The sequence below is a fragment of the Micromonospora gifhornensis genome (genome assembly GCF_016863515.1).
GTDB classification, from domain to species: Bacteria; Actinomycetota; Actinomycetes; order Mycobacteriales; family Micromonosporaceae; genus Micromonospora; species Micromonospora gifhornensis.
On the sequence record NZ_BOPA01000019.1, the window covers coordinates 193,718 to 210,541 of the forward strand.

Annotated in this window: 13 protein-coding genes and 2 pseudogenes; 5 read left to right on the forward strand and 10 right to left on the reverse strand. The window is 66.0% G+C overall.

Going from position 1 to position 16,824, the window contains the following annotated elements; translation table 11 throughout:
* Positions 1-121: 121 nt before the first annotated feature.
* The 5 genes from Vgi01_RS14425 to Vgi01_RS14445 all read right to left on the reverse strand — a co-directional run bounded on the left by Vgi01_RS14425 (position 122) and on the right by Vgi01_RS14445 (position 6,412).
* Positions 122-1,519, reverse strand: a complete 1,398-nt coding sequence (locus tag Vgi01_RS14425; RefSeq protein ID WP_204291336.1) for a GH1 family beta-glucosidase — start codon at positions 1,517-1,519, stop codon at positions 122-124.
* Positions 1,516-3,747, reverse strand: coding sequence for an alpha-xylosidase (gene yicI, locus Vgi01_RS14430; protein ID WP_204291337.1), 2,232 nt, complete (start codon positions 3,745-3,747; stop codon positions 1,516-1,518). The genes Vgi01_RS14425 and yicI overlap by 4 nt, the downstream gene beginning before the upstream one ends.
* A gap of 41 nt (positions 3,748-3,788) precedes the next feature.
* A complete protein-coding gene (locus Vgi01_RS14435; RefSeq protein WP_204291338.1) occupies positions 3,789-4,898 on the reverse strand; it encodes a LacI family DNA-binding transcriptional regulator in 1,110 nt (369 codons plus the stop codon).
* Between the two features lie 174 nt (positions 4,899-5,072).
* Entirely contained in the window at positions 5,073-5,882 is an 810-nt protein-coding gene (locus Vgi01_RS14440; protein WP_013734822.1) for a metal-dependent hydrolase, read from the reverse strand.
* A 260-nt stretch (positions 5,883-6,142) separates the two neighbouring features.
* Positions 6,143-6,412 carry a hypothetical protein gene (locus tag Vgi01_RS14445; protein ID WP_204291339.1) on the reverse strand — a complete coding sequence of 90 codons (270 nt, stop codon included), beginning with the start codon at positions 6,410-6,412 and terminating at the stop codon, positions 6,143-6,145.
* Between the two features lie 172 nt (positions 6,413-6,584).
* Between Vgi01_RS14445 and Vgi01_RS14450 the strand changes: the two genes are divergently transcribed.
* The 5 genes and pseudogenes from Vgi01_RS14450 to Vgi01_RS14465 all read left to right on the forward strand — a co-directional run bounded on the left by Vgi01_RS14450 (position 6,585) and on the right by Vgi01_RS14465 (position 9,340).
* The gene (locus Vgi01_RS14450; RefSeq protein WP_204291340.1) at positions 6,585-7,265 is read left to right on the forward strand and encodes a hypothetical protein; all 681 of its coding nucleotides are present in this window, start codon (positions 6,585-6,587) and stop codon (positions 7,263-7,265) included.
* Between the two features lie 192 nt (positions 7,266-7,457).
* Positions 7,458-7,910, forward strand: a complete 453-nt coding sequence (locus Vgi01_RS14455; protein ID WP_204291341.1) for a hypothetical protein — start codon at positions 7,458-7,460, stop codon at positions 7,908-7,910.
* 237 nt (positions 7,911-8,147) lie between these two features.
* Positions 8,148-8,357 (forward strand): annotated as a pseudogene (locus Vgi01_RS30660) (DUF6244 family protein); the annotation flags it as partial.
* Positions 8,358-8,489: 132 nt separating this feature from the next.
* Positions 8,490-8,888, forward strand: a complete 399-nt coding sequence (locus Vgi01_RS14460; RefSeq protein ID WP_204291385.1) for a CdiA C-terminal domain-containing protein — start codon at positions 8,490-8,492, stop codon at positions 8,886-8,888.
* On the forward strand, positions 8,888-9,340 hold the full coding sequence (locus tag Vgi01_RS14465) for a SitI3 family protein (RefSeq protein ID WP_204291342.1): 453 nt from the start codon (positions 8,888-8,890) through the stop codon (positions 9,338-9,340). The genes Vgi01_RS14460 and Vgi01_RS14465 overlap by 1 nt, the downstream gene beginning before the upstream one ends.
* Positions 9,341-9,373: 33 nt before the next feature.
* On the opposite strand, the gene Vgi01_RS14470 is transcribed toward Vgi01_RS14465, so the two are convergent.
* The 5 genes and pseudogenes from Vgi01_RS14470 to Vgi01_RS14490 form a co-directional block, all read right to left on the reverse strand.
* On the reverse strand, positions 9,374-9,823 hold the full coding sequence (locus Vgi01_RS14470) for a SitI3 family protein (protein WP_204291343.1): 450 nt from the start codon (positions 9,821-9,823) through the stop codon (positions 9,374-9,376).
* A 32-nt stretch (positions 9,824-9,855) separates the two neighbouring features.
* Positions 9,856-10,104, reverse strand: a pseudogene (locus Vgi01_RS14475) (CdiA C-terminal domain-containing protein); the annotation flags it as partial.
* Positions 10,105-10,392: 288 nt separating this feature from the next.
* Positions 10,393-13,527: a type I restriction endonuclease subunit R gene (locus Vgi01_RS14480; RefSeq protein ID WP_239088973.1), complete on the reverse strand. Its 3,135-nt coding sequence runs from the start codon at positions 13,525-13,527 to the stop codon at positions 10,393-10,395.
* Complete coding sequence (locus Vgi01_RS14485; protein ID WP_204291345.1) at positions 13,527-14,750, reverse strand: restriction endonuclease subunit S; 1,224 nt, start codon at positions 14,748-14,750, stop codon at positions 13,527-13,529. The genes Vgi01_RS14480 and Vgi01_RS14485 overlap by 1 nt, the downstream gene beginning before the upstream one ends.
* Positions 14,747-16,492, reverse strand: a complete 1,746-nt coding sequence (locus Vgi01_RS14490; RefSeq protein WP_204291346.1) for an HsdM family class I SAM-dependent methyltransferase — start codon at positions 16,490-16,492, stop codon at positions 14,747-14,749. The genes Vgi01_RS14485 and Vgi01_RS14490 overlap by 4 nt, the downstream gene beginning before the upstream one ends.
* Between the last annotated feature and the right edge of the window lie 332 nt (positions 16,493-16,824).

A 16,824-nucleotide genomic window follows, 5' to 3' on the forward strand; every position in this document is an offset into this window, starting at 1 on the left:
GCCCCCCTGAGCCCCGTCGATCTTGCACTTTTGGTCGCCGAGATGGGCGAAATAACACCTTTGCGGGGACAGGAAGTGCAAGATCGACGGGGCTCAGGGGGGCGGGTGCGGGCGCTGCGAGCTAGGGGAGGGTGTTGGTGGTGGTTAGGGTGCGGTACCAGTGGGCGGAGTCTTTCCAGGTGCGTTGCTGGGTGTCGTAGTCGACGTGGATGATCCCGAAGCGGCGGTCGTAGCCGTACGCCCACTCGAAGTTGTCCAGTAGGGACCAGACGAAGTAGCCGCGCACGTCGGCACCCGCCGTCATCGCGTCGTGGGTGGCGGCGATGTGGCGGCGTAGGTAGTCGACCCGGCGGTCGTCGTGGACGGCGCCGTCGGGGGAGACCTCGTCGGGGAAGGCGGCACCGTTCTCGGTGATCATCAGCGGCAGGTCGGGGTACTCGCGGTGCAGCCGCAGCAGCAGCTCGGTCAACCCGGCCGGCTCGATGTTCCAGCCCATCGCGGTGTGCGGGCCGGGCTGCGGCAGGAACTCGACCTGCTCCGAGCCGACCCAGGCCGAGTGTGCCGAACGGCCGTGCCCGTCGGAGTCCGACTTGGTCGACACCCCGTCCCAGGCGCGGACCAGGGTGGTCGAGTAGTAGTTGACGCCCAGCACGTCCAACGGCACCGCTGCGGTGCGCTCGTCGCCGTCGCGGACGAACGACCAGTCGGTGACACCGGCGGTGTCGGCCAGCAGGTCGGCCGGGTACGCCCCGTCCAGCATCGGGCCGAGGAACGCCCGGTTGGCCAGCGCGTCGATGCGGCGTACCGCGTCGGCGTCGGCGGCCGAGTCCGAAGCCGGCCGGATCACGTGCAGGTTCAACGTCACCGACAGCTGCGCGGCGGGCGCCAGCTCCCGGATCACCCGCCCGGCCAGTCCGTGCGCCAGGTTCAGATGGTGTACGGCGGCAAGCGCCCCGGCCGGCTCGGTGCGCCCCGGCGCGTGCACCCCGGAGGCGTACCCGAGGTACGCCGAGCACCACGGCTCGTTGAACGTGGTCCAGGTGTGCACCCGGTCGCCCAGCGCCCCGACGATCGCGGTGGCGTAGTCCGCGAAGCGTGACGCGGTGTCCCGCGCCGGCCAACCCCCGGCGTCCTCCAACTCCTGCGGCAGGTCCCAGTGGTACAGCGTGGCCACCGGCCGGATGCCCAGCTCCAACAGCCGATCCACCAGCCGGGAGTAGAAGTCCACCCCGGCCTGGTTGACCGGGCCGGAGCCACCGGGCTGCACCCGTGGCCAGGCGATCGAGAACCGGTACGCCCCGACGCCGAGCGCGGCCAACTGGTCGAGGTCGTCGGCCCACCGGTGGTAGTGGTCGGCCGCCACGTCGCCGGTGTCCCCGTTGAGGGTGCGTCCCGGTGTGTGGCTGTAGGTGTCCCAGATCGACGGTCCCCGGCCACCCTCCTTCGCCGCTCCCTCGATCTGGTACGCCGCCGTGGCCGTACCCCAGACGAAGCCCGGGGGGAAAACCACTTCGCTCATGTCGCCACCTCCGTTACCTTGCAGCCATATCCGGACGACGCCCCGGCCACCACCTCGGCGGTGGCCGTCCCGTCCTGGTAGCGCACCTCGAACTCGGTGCCCGGCCCACCGTCGGGCGACGGGATCCGGACTCGGGTGCGTTGCCCCTGCGCCGGGGCGTACAGCCGCAGCTGCACGTCGTCGGCCCACGGGTAGTCGGGTCGGTCGGTGACCGAGCCGAACGGGATGACCGCGCCGGGCCGGGCCAGCACCGGCACGGTGTCGAAGCCGTGTTTCTCGTTCACCCAGCCCGGGCCGGTGACCTGCGCGCCGGTCATCAGGTTCGTCCAGGTGCCCGCCGGTACGTAGTAGGTGACCTGCCCGTCGGCGCTCATCACCGGCGCGACGAGCAGGTCCGGGCCGAGCATGTACTGCCGGTCCAGGTAGGCGCTGGTCGGGTCGTCCGGGAACTCCAGGATCATCGGCCGCATCACCGGTATTCCCTCGCGGTGCGCCTCGTCGGCCGCCGCCGCCAGGTACGGCATCAGGCCCAGCTTGAGCCGGGTGAAGCGGCGCAGCACCTCGACCGCCTCGTCGTCGTACGCCCACGGCACCCGGTACGAGCCGGAGCCGTGCAGCCGCGAGTGGGAGGAGAGCAGCCCGAAGGCGATCCACCGTTTGAACACCGCAGGATCGGGGGTGCCCTCGAAGCCGCCGATGTCGTGGCTCCAGTACCCGAAGCCGGAGGCGGCCAGGGACAGCCCACCGCGCAGCGACTCGGCCATCGCCACGAATGTGGACTCGCAGTCGCCACCCCAGTGCACCGGGAACTGCTGCCCACCGGCGGTCGCCGAGCGGGCGAACACCACCGCCTCACCCGTCCCGCGTTCGGACTCAAGCAACTCGAAGACGGTCTTGTTGTACAGGTAGGAGTAGTAGTTGTGCATCCGCTGCGGGTCGGCGCCGTCGTGCCAGAGCACGTCGGTCGGGATGCGTTCGCCGAAGTCGGTCTTGAAGCAGTCGACACCCATGTCGAGCAGCACCTTGAGCTTGTCGGCGTACCACCGGGCGGCGTCGGGGTTGGTGAAGTCGACCAACGCCATCCCGGCCTGCCACTTGTCCCACTGCCAGACCGAACCGTCCGGATTGCGGACCAGGTAGCCGGCCTGCCGTCCCTCCTCGAACAGGTACGACCGCTGGGCGATGTACGGGTTGATCCAGACGCACACCTTCAGGCCACGCTCGTGCAGCCGCCGCAGCATCCCCTCCGGGTCCGGGAAGGTCGCCGGGTCCCAGATGAAGTCGACCCAGTGGAACTGCCGCATCCAGAAGCAGTCGAAGTGGAACACCGACAGCGGCAGGTCCCGCTCGGCCATCCCGTCGATGAACTCGGTGACGGTCTTCTCGTCGTACGACGTGGTGAACGAGGTGGACAGCCACAGCCCGTACGACCAGGCGGGCACCCGGGCCGGGCGACCGGTCAGCGCGGTGTAGCGGCGCAGCACCTCCTTGGGGCTGGGCCCGTCGATCACGTGGTAGGTCAACGACTGCCCCGGCACACTGAACTGGGTCTGCGACACCACCTCGGAACCCACCTCGAACGACACGTGCTCCGGGTGGTCCACGAACACCCCGTAGCCGGCGCTGCTGAGATAGAACGGCACATTCTTGTACGCCTGCTCGCTGGCCGTACCCCCGTCGGCGTTCCAAATTTCCACCGTCTGACCGTTCTTGACGTACGCCCCGAAGCGCTCGCCCAGCCCGTAGACGGTCTCGCCGACGCCGAGCGCCAGCCGGTCGTGCACGTACTTCTGACCGTCGGCGTCGGTGACCACGCCGATGCTGCGCTCGGTGGAGGAGGTGACCAGCCGGTCGCCGCGCAGGAAGTCGACCTGCCACGGCCCGGTCAGCGCCACCCGGACGGTCAACTCACCGGTGGTCAACCGCGCGCTGAGCCCGGTCACCTCGACCTGCACCGGATGATCCGTGTCCTCGGCGAGAACGAAGCGGGGCTGCTTGGGCAGCCCACCGCTGTGGTGACCGACGGTCACCCCGACCACCCCGGGCGCGGGGGAGAAGAAGCGTACGGTGACCACCGGCCGGTTGAGGGTGTCGCCCCGACCGGTGATCCGGCCGATGGGCGCGAAGACGGTGAACGAGCGTTCGTCGGGCTCCACCGATTCCACCGCGCCGGGTCGCAGCACCGTGACGCCGGGACGCAGTTGCCAGTACCCGTCGGTGAACTTCACTTGTCGGCTCCTGCCTGATGTGTGTCGAGCCCGTTCCTTCGTCAGGGCCGCCGTGCGGTGGCAGCGCTCCGGCGAGCTGCCCTGCTGCCCGGGCCTGGCCGCTGGCGGCCACCGGCGCCCGGGTACGCCGTGCCTGCCGTACGCGGTGGGCCGCTGGATCCGCGGACCTGGAGCGCGCAGGGCAGCAGTTGCTGGTGGATCTCGCGGTGCCCGCCGTCGACGTGCCGCAGCAGCGTCTCGATGGCGATGCGCCCCAGCGCCGTACCGGGCGAGTTCATCGCGGTCAGCGCCGGGGTGGCCAGCTCGGCGACCTGCGGCGAGGTCACCATCGAGATCACGGACACGTCGTCCGGCACCCGCAGTCCCCGACGGTGCAGCTCGCCGAGCAGCCCGAAGACGGCGCTCTCGTTCATCGCGAGGATCGCGGTCAGATCGGGTGCCTGCCGCAGCGCGGTGGCCAGGGCGGTACGCCCGCCGGCGGCACTGTCCTCGGCGGGGATCATCAGCGGCTCCAGGCCGTGCGCGGCCATCGCGGCGGTGAACGCGTCGCGGGTACGCAACGCCGGGCCGTAGCCCTCGGCGATGGTGCCGGCGGAGTGGTTGACGTAGACGATTCGCCGATGGCCGAGATCCACCAGGTGACCGACCGCCTCCGCCACCGTCCGATCGAAGTCGATGTCCACGTACGACAGGTCGGTGGTGTCGGCGGTGCGGCCGATCAGCACCAGCGGCACGTCCAGCTCACGCAGCACGTCCACCCGTGGATCGCGCAGTTGCACCTCCATCAGCAGCGCACCGTCGAACATGCGCTGGCTGGCCAGCCGACGCAACTCGTCGCGGTCGCCGACACCGATGGGCGCGAGCACCAGGTGGTAGCCGGCCGCGCTGGCACCGGCCGCCGCACCGGTGACGAAGGCAGTTTCGGTGGCCCCCAGGCCGCGCTCGTCCATCGGCAGCAGCAGGCCCACGATCCGACTGCGTCGGCTGGCCAGCCCGCGTGCCATGGCATTGGGCTGATAATCCAACTCCGCCATGGCGGCCAGCACCTTGTCCCGGGTGGCCTGGGAGATCGGGCGGGCACCGGTCAGCACGTACGACACCGTGCTGACCGACACCTGGGCCAGGCGCGCCACGTCCTGCATGGTCGCCATCGCGGCACCTCCCCGTGGTGAGCCGGCCGCCGTGCGTACGCCGTCGAAGCGGTTAGTCGAAGCGGTTCGACGAACGTATGTGACGGATCGCGTCCCCGTCAATAGGCAACCACGAATGAAAGGCTGCGCTCGGCGAGGGCCTTGACCAGCGCGCGGGTGGGCGTCCGGGCCTGCTCAGCCGTCGATGTTGAACTTGTCCAGCAGGGAGGGCGCGAACAGCCCGACGGAGGCCAGAATCGAGATGACGGTCAGCGCGGGGCGGACGATGGCCATCTCGGTCCGCCCGCCGGCCCGCAGAGCGATCTTGTCCGGCAGGCTGATCGGCGTCCACATCCGGCGTTTGATCGGAATCGGCCAGAGGATCGGCACCCCGGCTCTGGTGATCATGTCGCCGATGATGTGCACGAAGGAACCCACCCCGACCGCCAGCCCGATCAGCGGGTACCCCCGATCACCCGGCAGGTTGGCGGCGGTGACCACGGCCGCACCGGCCGAGATCAGGGTGACGATGAGCCAGCCCGCCCGCTCGGCCCACTTGTCGAACAACCCGCGCAGCGCCAGACCGATCATGAAGAACAGGATGCCGATGACCGCCCACTTGCCGAACCTCGCGCACAGCGTGGTGGTGCCCCAGCCGACAAGCACGGTGAACGGAATGGTGTGGGTCAGCGTCCGGTGACCGTTGTTGCGCTTCGGGTCGCGGCTGAGCTTGGTGGCGTAGTAGACGCCCAGCGAGACCTTCTCCACCACCTCGGCGATGAACAGCGAGAAGACACCGAAGGTACGGGCCACCGTCGCGCCGCCCTTGTTGCGGGTCACCTTGCCGGACAGGTCGAGGTCGGGCAGCAACGCCCCACCGGCACAGACGGCGGTGCCCACGGCGAGAGCCAACGGAGACTGCTCGTAGTCGTAGAACTGCTGCAGCGCCCAGGACCCGCTCAGCCATACCGCCGCGCCGGACAGCGCGTGCGACGGTCCCATCATTTCGGTTGCCCTCCCCAGGGATCTTGAGCGCCAAAACTACGTCACTGTAGTTCGCCGCACCGCCGCAGGGGCATCACTGTAATGTCCAGATAGGACAACGTCGGAGCGTGGTTCGGTGACCGAGCCGACCACCAGGGATTATGGCAGTCAGAGCCGGCTCGCCAGGGCACTGTGTCGGCCATGGGACGCGGCCTGCCGCTCAGGCGCTACCCGAGGAGACCGCGCGGTATTCCGGCTGCTCAGGGTTGCACGCCGGCCGGTCAGGCACCGGAATCGATGTGGCCCTGCTTCTCCTCGCCGGTGTCGAAGAACCTCGTCAGGTAGGCCGGCGGATCCAGTTCGCTGACCCGAACCAACGAGAAAACCTCAGCTGCATGCCCCGGCTCATCAAACAGCCGGTATGCCTGAGCAAGTCCCACAAACTCCATGCCGGGCTGCTCCGCCGCATACCCGAGCGCCTCGCCCTCCGCCAAGGCAATCGCCTCGTCGAATCCCTCGGCACGCCACAATGTCAGCCGCTCCTCGTACATCCGACTCGCAGGGTCGCCACCCGAGCGAAAGACGCAGCGTACGCAGAACCAGCCAACCTCGCCCTGCGTCTCTTCGTCTGGTCCTGTCACCCGCCCATCCTCGCGCTCTGGACAGCAGGGCCCGCAGCGAGATCCCGTCTGCTAGACATGGCCACACTCAATCTGCCACCGAGTGAGCGTCGGGGTATCGACGAGCGTGGCAGGCATCGAGAGCAAACGGGGCGTGGCGATGAAGGACGGCTGGGCGTTAGAGCAGGTGGATCGGTGGGTGCGGCGGGGATGGGGCCGCTTTCTCCTGCTGGTGGTAGCACTGACGGTCGCCGGGACGGTCGTTGCGGTGTTACCGGTCGTCGTGCTCGCCGAGTCCAATGTTCTGATCAACGACTCACGATTCTGGCGTGGTGACGGCCCAGACTGGGCGGGTTCCGTCGGGCTCCTGCTGTGCTTGCCTGGGCTGGCGTGGATGGGAGGCTGTCTCTGGTGGCTGGTGCGCAACGGCTACTACGAGCGCCATGCCCGCACGCGACGGCGGGCGCGGAACTGGTCGCATCGCCGGCACCTGATCCGACAGGTACGCGGCACCGCCGTACGCCGGGACGAGGACCGACCGTTGCTGCCCCTCGTCGCGGAGGATCTGATCGATCAACCGAAATTCCTGGTGCCACTCTATGGCTTGACGCTGCTTCAGGTCGGGCAGGTGTTTCGCCAGTGGGCGCCAGGCTTCGTCCTCATCGCGGTGCTCTTCGTCGGGGTGATCGCCGTCGTGACCGTCCAGTCCCGTAGGGACGCGCGCTCGGCGAAAGTGTTCCTCGCCGAACACGCGAACAGCGAAACCCCACACGCCGACGGCTGACGGCGGCACACGCGAATCGGCGCCGTGAGGGTTCTGCTGGAAGCGCTCGACATATATAACGAGCGGGAAGAAGATCCAAAACTACCGGTTCAGGAGGAGTGAATGGTAGGGAATTCGCGTATCCCCAATGCGCCTGTCCCGAAAGAGGCGACGTGGTCTCCCGATGCTCATGGCATGCGAGGGCGACGGGGAGTGAAGGCGGTCGTCATTGGCATTGTTTGCGCCTTGGTCCTGGCTTTGGGATTGGTGATCTACGTGCTCAGTAGGGTCTTCGAGGACACTCGCCCGAATCTCACCAGCGACATCGTGCTAGGCACGTGGCGCGACGCTGGCGGCGGCGAGTTTACCTTCGATGCTGACGGGACTTTTCGGGCAGGGGGGATCCCAGTCTTGTTCTTCGGTCCGCCGCGAACGACGGCTCCGACTATGTCTGGTGCGGGAGCATGGAAGCTCAAGGCGCCGCTCGAAGACCCGGCCGGAAGACTCACCACCGTGTCCCTTGCGTTTAATTCGCTAGATCAAAGTGAATACGGAGTGCCCTACGGTTCGCGGCTGCTGTCGCAGACGGTCGACGGAAGCGTGATCCTCTACTGGTATGTCGGTGACGCTGATCTGAACCGTCGGATGGTGCTCGAAAAGGTGTGACCTGTAACCGCAGATCGGCTGGCGGCTGGCTGGACTGGCCGACTGGTCGGTTTGATCATGGGGTTCGTGGTCTTGGCCGGTGGCATCCGGATCTGGCGGAAGAGTGCGCTGCTCGGGCCGACCTTTGACGCAACGAACTCGCCGTCGTCCTCTACGCCACGGACGTGCACGCCGCGATCTTGTCTCTCAAGGCCGCAGGTCTGGCAGACCAGCCACTGACAATGGACGACCTATTGGCGTGAGGCCACCGCCGCGACGATCGGCCATGTCGATCAGGCCCGGCAACTCGTCGGTACGGTGCTGCGGGGTGGACAACCGGGTCCGCTTTTGCAGTCTCTGGACGGCGTCAAGCAGGTCTTGATGCTTGTAGTGCAGCGTTGTGGCGCAGTGCAGCAGGCTGCGGAGGCGGCGGTCGGGCAGGCGCGGGGATTGGGGTCGTCGGGAAACCGATCGGGGCTGGTCCTCCCTTACCGGCCAGCCCTGCGCCGATGTAGGAAAGCCACCGGGATCGAGAATGGCACGCCGACTGGTCCGCGGACCCGAGTCGGGGCCAAAACGGACGACAGCACCCGCCGTGCTCTGGAGTTGGAGAACGAGTGCGCCGACACCGTTGCCGGCAAGGGTTACCGGGTGCATCAGAATCCCACCGCACAGCAGGTCGGCGACGCCCGTGACCGTACCGGTGACCGCGGTAACCCGGACAAGGACCCCGACTATCTCATCGAGGGGCACGTCTTCGACTGCTACTCGCCGCAGGCCCGGACGTCGGTGCGCAACGTGTGGAGTCAGGTCCGGGAGAAGGTCGACGATGAGCAGACGCAGCGGGTGGTGCTCAACTTGAAGGATTGGGAGGGTGACGTGGCGGCTTTGCGGCGGCAGTTCGACAAGTGGCCGATCGGCGGGCTGAAGGAACTGGCGGTGGTCACCCGCGACGGTACGATCCGTCAGATCGTCCGCGAGACTGAGAGGGCGTCCTGATGGCCGTGGAGTTCCGCCTGGTCCTGGCCGGCGACCCGCCCGTTGCAGAGGTAGCTGCCCTCACCGCTGCCGACCCTCGCGAAGTCCCACGTCCAGCGTCGAACCCGGCCCTTTTCTCCGCCCGTTTGTACGAGCAACGCGGCTACGCCATCACCGTCCGCGCCGGAACGGACGGCTATTGGGAGGCCGAAGCGGACGGCGAGGCCCGCTGGGAATGGGCACCCACGTCGTACGTTTCCGTGACGTTCTCCATGCGGGCCGACGACATCGTCGAGAAGGGAATCCCCAACATGATGGCGGCGGTCACGAGGGTCCTCGCAGGCCGCGATGAGGACGCGGCGCTGGTGCAGGACGGCAACTACCTTCTCTTGACCCGAACCGACGGCGTTGTCCACACCTACCGCCCGGACTGGTGGCACCACTACCACCTCGACCGTTCCTTTACCGGCTGACCGGCACCGCATGCCACTGGCGGGCTGGGGGAGTCAGATCGTGTTGATCGTGCTGAGGTGGTTGTCCCACCAGGCTGGCCGGTGTTTGCGTAGGGTCCCGGCGACTCGGGTGAGCAGCAGCCAATTGCCGTTCAGTACGAGCGCGGCGTCCTCGGGGCGGCCGGCGAGTATGCGGGCCACGGCCGCGACCATGTTCGGTGTTGTGGCGCGCAGAGAGTCGTCCTTGGGCATGTGGAAGACGATGTTGACGTAGGAGTCGGGTTCCCATTCCCACTGGGAACCGTCGTCGTCTTCGGCATCGAAGTAGCCGTTGCTGCCCGCATAGATGCTGAGGCTGTACCCGGACGTGTGCGTAAGGTCTGCGCCAAGCAGTCGGGGATCGCCCGGCTGGGTCGACTCCTCGACGCCCTCCGGGGCGACGAGTTCGGCCACCTGTTCCAACGGGATGTTGCCCGCCAGCGTCACTCGGTATTCGATAGCCACGCGCTGCCTACCTTCTCAGTCTCGCCGACTTTGAGGTCGCCGCGCCAGTCCTGCAGGTTCAGCACCACACGTTGGGTCTGCTGGCTGGTCACCTTTCCCGACACCTCCGTCCAGACCCCACGCACGGCCTTGCCGGGAGTCGGGGAGTAGCAGTCGATGACGTGCGGCCTCCACCAGGTACTCCGGTTCCTTCTCCGGCTTTCCGACATCGTCGGTGTTCTGCCACGCCTCAGCGTTCTCCCGTCTCGTCGGGTGCTATGGACCCTTAGCCCGCTGCCTATTAGTGGTGAGGCTGCGTTGTTCGCGCGGCCGGAGTTTGTTGCGATCCTCACCAGGCAGAGTGGCCGGGCGCAGCACGCGTTGCCGACGGCTTACGCGCATACAACGACTCGTTACGACCCTCACCCGGCGCGGTGGCCGGGCGCAGCTACTCATGAGCAGTTATAGCGATCCGGCGATGCGACTTGTGGGCACAGCCAGTCCGCGTTGCCCACCTAATCTACATCTCCCAGTTCGGAACCTCCCTAGGCTAGGGCACCGTCCCCGGTCCCATTTCGGGACCGGGCTGCTCACACGTCGGTCTGCTGATTGATCGCTGTCTCGTAGAAGGCGTCTGCAAGCGCCATGATCACGGCGTTGATGCCAGGGCCATCGCTGAAGAAGTAGTCGGCCATGGTGTTGTGGGCTTCCTGGTTGTCGACGACCGCGTCGGTGACCGCCGCTTGGAAGTCCTGCGATTCCATGAACTGCTTCTTCGAGTTGACCTTGGCCTGGTTGACCAGGTCCGGGTAAGCGAGCAGGCGCTCTACCAGTCCTTGGACGAACTCACGGACCTGAGAGGAGGAGAACGACTCGGCGCCGAAGAGGTCGTTCATCTTGTCGATGACGACCTGTAGCGCGACGTACTTCGGCTCCTTCCGGGTGCCGGTGCCGGCGGCGGCGATGCCCTTGAGTTGGCCGTCACCGGTCAGTGAGATGTCGACCGCGGTCGCCTTGGTGTGCTTGACGCCGACCAGGACCACGTCGGAGAGGTCGACCTCCGCAGACCAGGAGGAGTCTGCGATGACCTTCTCCAGGAGCCGTAGGAAGATCGACAGCATCTCCATGTAGGTGCCACCGTAGTTGACGATCTGGCTCATGAAGTCGTAGAGCCGGACGTAGGTGGAGATGTCCTTGCGGAACAGGTCCAGGGTGTTGAGGGTGACCTTGTCGTCGGCCTCGATCGCTGCCGCGTAGCGGCGGGCGAAGTCGTTCTTGGCCGGGCTGATCGCGGCCGAGAGCGCGTTGTTGCCTTTGTGGGTGACCCACAGTGCTGCGACCTCGCGTACCTGCTCTGGCGTGTAGATCCCGATCTGGTCGAGCTTGTTGGAGAGGTGAACGACGATGTACGGGTCGGTCTCGGTCTCCAGGGTGGCGTTGGTGAAGTAGGGCTCGAATGCGGTCCGGATGTCCTCAGGCTTGTTCACGAAGTCGATGACGAATGTTTTTTGCTTCTGCTCCCCGCCCGCAGTGCGGTGGGTGCGGTTGAGCCGAGACAGCGTCTGCACGGCGGTGACCCCAGAGAGCTTCTTGTCGACGTACATGGCCGAGAGCAACGGCTGGTCGAACCCTGTCTGGTACTTGTTGGCGACCAGCATGATCTTGTATGTCGTGCCCTTGAAGGCGGCGGCGAGGTCCGCGCCGGCGCCGGGGTTGAGCTTGGCTTCGGTGAACTCCTCGTCTTTGCTCGGCTGCGGCCCCCAGTCCGAAGCCCACTCCTCGTTCTCAGCCATGGTCACCGAGTTGGAGAAGGCGACCAGGGTGCGGTAGTTGTACGAGGGGTCCTTGGCGGCCCGCTTGGCGATGTAGGCGTCGATCGCCTTCTTGTACTTCACTGCGGCCTTGCGCGAGTCGGTCACGACCATTGCCTTTGCCCTGCCTTCTAGCAGGTCGGCGACGTTGATATGGAAGTGCTCGACGATGATTTCTACTTTCTGGCTGATGTTGGTCGGGTGCAGCTTCACCCACCGCATCAGCCCCTTACGCGCGGCGGCCTCCTCCACCAGCTCGCCGTCGGCGCTCTCGGCCCGGCCGGCGATCTTCATCGCGGTGTCGTAGGACTGATAGCCCCTGAGCACGTCGAGGATGTAGCCCTCCTCGATCGCCTGCCGCATCGAGTAGAGGTGGAACTCGACCGGCTTCCCGTCGGGGCCCTTGCGGCCGAACAGCTCCAGGGTCTTGTTCTTCGGCGTGGCGGTGAACGCGAAGTAGGAGATGTTCTCCGACTCGGCCCGCTCGGTCATCTCCGCAGCCAGGACCGCCTCGACGTCGACCTCCCCGCCCTCCTCGATCTCCTTGATCTCCTCCGCGGTCAGCACAGCCCGCAGCTTGGAGGAGACCTTCCCGGACTGCGAGGAGTGCGCCTCATCGGCGATCACCGCGAACCGCCGTCCCTTCAGGGACGTGTCGGCCTGGATCTCGTGGAGGGCGAACGGGAAGGTTTGCACCGTCACCGCGATGATCAGCTCCCCGTTCTTCAACGCGGTCGCCAGCAGCCCGGATTTCGACTTCGCTCCCGCTTTGCGAACGTCCGCCGGGCTGATCGTGGTCACGATCTTCCCGGGCCCGTCGATCTGCCGGATCGCGTCTTGGAGTTGCCCGTCGAGGACGTTGCGGTCCACGACCACGATCACCGAGTCGAAGACCTTCTCGTCGTTCACGTGCAGCCGCGCCAGCCGGTGCGCGGTCCAGGCGATGGTGTTCGTCTTCCCCGACCCTGCCGAGTGCTCGATCAGGTAGCGATGCCCCACCCCCTCCTCGCGCACTGCGGCCACGATGTTCGTCACGGCCTCCCACTGGTGGAACCGTGGGAACAGCATGCTCGTCCGCCGCACCGACGTCCCGGTGGCGACATCCCACTCTTCCTTGGTCTCCACGATCATTAGCCGGCCGATGATGGTGAGCCAGGCGTCCTTCTCCCAGACCCGCTCCCACAGGTACGCCGTCGCCGACCGACCGCCCTCGCCTGGCGGATTTCCCGCGCCGCTCTCGTGACCCATGTTGAACGGCAGGAAGTGCGTCTTCTCGCCCTCCAACTTGGTGGTCATCGCGGCAAGGTCGTTGGAGACCGCGAAGTGCACCAGCGCCCGATGCCCGAACGACAACAGCGGCTCCGGCCGCCCGTTGGTCAGCGGGTTCCGGTTCTTGCGGTACTGGTTGATCGCCTCGTCGAGAGACTGGGTGAAGTCGGTCTTCAGCTCGACGGTGGCCACCGGGATCCCGTTGACGAAGAAAACCAGGTCGATGCTGCGTCGGTCGGCGGTGGAGAAGTGCACTTGCCGCATCACCCGCACCCGCATCGCCGCGTACTGCTCGTTGGTGGTCGCGTTCAAGCTGGTGTCGGGCCGGAACTGTGCCATCTTCAACCGGCCACCACCGATGTACTGCACCCCGTTGCGCAGGATGTTCAGCGTCCCGCCACCATGCTCGAGAGGCTTGTCGAGCGCCGTGGTCAGCACGTCGAGGAACTTCGCCTGCGACCCCGCCGCCTTCAACGCCTTCTCGTACGCCGCCTGCTGGGTCTCCTTTAGCCAAGCGAACAGGTCCTCGGGGAAGAGCGCTCGCTCCCGGTCGTAGCCAGTGTCGTTCGCCGAGTAGAGCCACCCGTGGGACTCCAGGTACGCGCAGATCTCGGACTCGAAGACGGCCTCGTTATGATCGGCCATCACGCCATCTCCCGTACGTCGATCTGCCCCGTCACCGCCGCCGTGATCAGCGCAGCACGACGCTCACGGGCGAGTTCGATGAACCGCTCAGCTTCGGCTATGAGCGTGTCAATCTTCGCAGTCTGATCATCAAGGTAAGCCGTGATCCGCTGCTGTTCATCGATCGGCGGCACCGCGATCTTGAAGTCAGCGAGCAGCGGACGCCGTAGAGACTCCATGGTGACCGTGTTGCTACCCGCGAGTGCGACGGGACGGAGGAACGTCGACAGGAAGTAGTAGAAGTACCAGCCCGTGACGTCCGTGAAGTCTGTGAAAACGTAGACCCGCTGGTGCGCTTCGAACTTCCCATTGAAGTAGTGAAAGACTTTGCCGGTGCCGCCCTGACCGTCGCCAGGCGTCATGACCGCTTCTCCCTCAAACGAGTAGCGGTCGATCCGCAGAACCTCACGGCCACGTACGTAGAACGGGTATTCGCCGTCATCGGTGGCGTTCCCGGAGTCTTCGGACCCTGTTGTGATTGTGCACAGATACCGGGTAGGAACCATTCGCCAGTGCTTTGGCACGGCACCGAGCAGCTCCACCCCAGACGGCGTGGTCTCTACATCATCGAGACCGCACAGCAGGGCCGAGCGGATCGTTGCCTCACGCCGCTCGCGGAGCATCTCGATCAGGCGCTGCTGCTCCTCGATGAGCGTGTCGATGCGGGCGGTCTCGCGGTCGAGGTAGTCGGCGATGGCGCACTGCTCATCGAGAGACGGGAGTGCGAGTTGAATCCGCTTCATCGCTGAGTAGCGCGTCGACCAGAGGTCGGCGACGATGCCGCTTCCCCAGCGGTAGAACTCCTCCTGGAACGCAGCGCTGCGGAGCAGATGATGGGCGAACCGCCCATCGATCGAGGGGCGCGGCTTCAGAACGGTATAGACGACCGAAACACTGCCATCGCGGTCCGACAAACCGGATGACCCCTTGCGATCGGACCGCGAGTTGATCGCGAAGTCTCCGGCGAGTACGAGCTTGCGGTTGTCGTTGTTAATCGTCTTGGCGACGTTGTCCAGTTGGGGAACGACACCGTCCTTCGTCACGGAGAGGGCCGGGAAGTCAGCGTCACTAACCGTTTCGCTTCGTTCCTCGAAATGGGAGCCGAGTGGCGAGCGCTGCCAATGCGCCGGCACACGCCCGAGCCAAGCAAGTCCAGAGTCGGCCGTCTCGACGTACGACTTCATCCTTCAACCTCCCGCAGCAGGTCGAGAATCTTGGCGACCTGCTTCTCCAAGTCGGCGTCGATCTCGGCGAGCGGGCGGGGTGGGACGTACTTGTAGAAGTGGCGGGTGAAGGGAACCTCGTAGCCGGTTTTGGCCTTTGTCCAGTCGATCCAGGCGTCGGGGACGTGCGGCTTCACCTCGGCGTCGAAGTATGCCTGGATGACCTCGAACTTGCCGGCCGCGCCGGCGGTCGAGCCGCCGTAGGTGAAAGGGACGTTCTCGGTGTCGCGCTTCTTCGTGTCCGGCTTGGGCTTGCCCTTGCGGTCGAGCACCGGCTGGCCGGATTCGTCGAGGAGGGGACGCTCGACGGTGATGGTCCAGTAGCCGAACTCGTCGTTGCGCAGAACTTTGGAGTAGTCGGGGTCGGCGTCGGTGAAGTCGGCATACAACTTCACGACCTTGGCGCGGTCGGCGTCGCTGATCTCACGGCCCTTGGCGCCGAGGTTCTTGCGCATTTTGGTCCAGAACGAGGTGCCGTCGATGAGCTGGACCAGGCCCTTGCGGTCGGGATGCTTGCTGTTGTCGAGGATCCAGATGTAGGTGGCGATGCCGGTGTTGAAGAACATGTTGGTCGGCAGGGCGACGATGGCATCGACCAGGTCGTTCTCCAGCAGCCATTTGCGGATGTTGGAGGGGCCGGACTCGGCGCCGCCGTTGAAGAGCGGCGAGCCGTTCATCACGATGCCGGTCCGGCCGCCGCCGTCCTCCGGCGCCCGCATCTTGTGAACCAGGTGGAGCAGGAAGAGCATCTGCCCGTCCGAGGTCGCCGGGAGACCGGGGGCGAACCGGCCGTAGGGGCCCGCTTCGTCGCGCTCTTTCGTCACCGCCTTGGCGTACTGCTTCCAGTCCACGCCGTAGGGCGGGTTGGACATGCAGAAGTCGAACTGGCGGCCCTTGAACGCATCGTCGGTCAGCGTGTTGCCGAAGGCGATGTTGGTCGCGTCGTGGCCCTTGGCCAGCAGGTCGGACTTGCAGATCGCGTACGACTGCGGGTTGTACTCCTGGCCGTACAGGCTCAGCTTCGCATCGGGGTTCTGCGCAAGTAGGTGCTCCTCGGCCAGGGCGAGCATGCCGCCGGTGCCCGCGGTGGGGTCGTACAGCGAGCGGACGATGCCAGGCTCGGTCAGCTCGGCGTCCTTCTCGGCGAAGAGGAGGTCGACCAGCAGCCGGATCGCGTCTCGCGGGGTGTAGTGGTCGCCGGAGGTCTCGTTCGCGGCCTCGTTGAATTTGCGGATGATGTACTCGAACGCATCGCCCATGTCGGCGTTGGAGACGACGTCCGGATGCAGGTCGATGGCCTTGAACGACGTGATTACCTCGCGCAGTAGCTCCGCCTTTTCCAGAGCAAGGATTTCCTTTTGGAAGTCGAAGTACTGGAACACGTCGACATCGGGTGAGAAGCGGTCGATGTAGTCGGCCAGGTTGTCCGCCAGCCCGTCGGCGTCGGCCAGCAGGTTGGCGAAGGAGTAGTTCGAGGTGTTGTAGAACGGCCTACCGGTCGCCTTCTTGACTTCGATCTTGAGCCGGTTGGGGTTGTCGTACTTCGCCGCCAGCGCGCGCACCAGATCCCGGTCGGGCTCAAGGATGCAGTCGAGGCGTCGCAGGATTGTGAGCGGGAGGATCACGTTGCCGTATTGGTTGGGGCGGTAGGGGCCCCGAAGTTGGTCGGCGATCGACCAGATGAAACTACCGAGGGTGCTCACAAAGCTCCTTACGAGGCTCACTCGACGACAGGTGTTGGACGCCCAGCATGAGCCCGCGCATGCCGTCCGAACAAGCGGTGCACGGTCTCCAGCAGCCGGTGCGCCACAAGAACATCATCATTCATCACACACCAAGCGAGCCACGAGGCCCGTTTGCACCACGCCGGTCACGTTGAGTAAGTCGCCATAACCGGTCGAACATGCTCATATGTCGCAGATCGGTCACTGCGACCGGTGTCCGCCAGCGCTGAACCGACGAGGCTCCGTGCTGAAACGAATCGGAGATGAAGAGCTGGTGGTGGCCGCTGACCCAGCGGCCACCACCAGCGCAC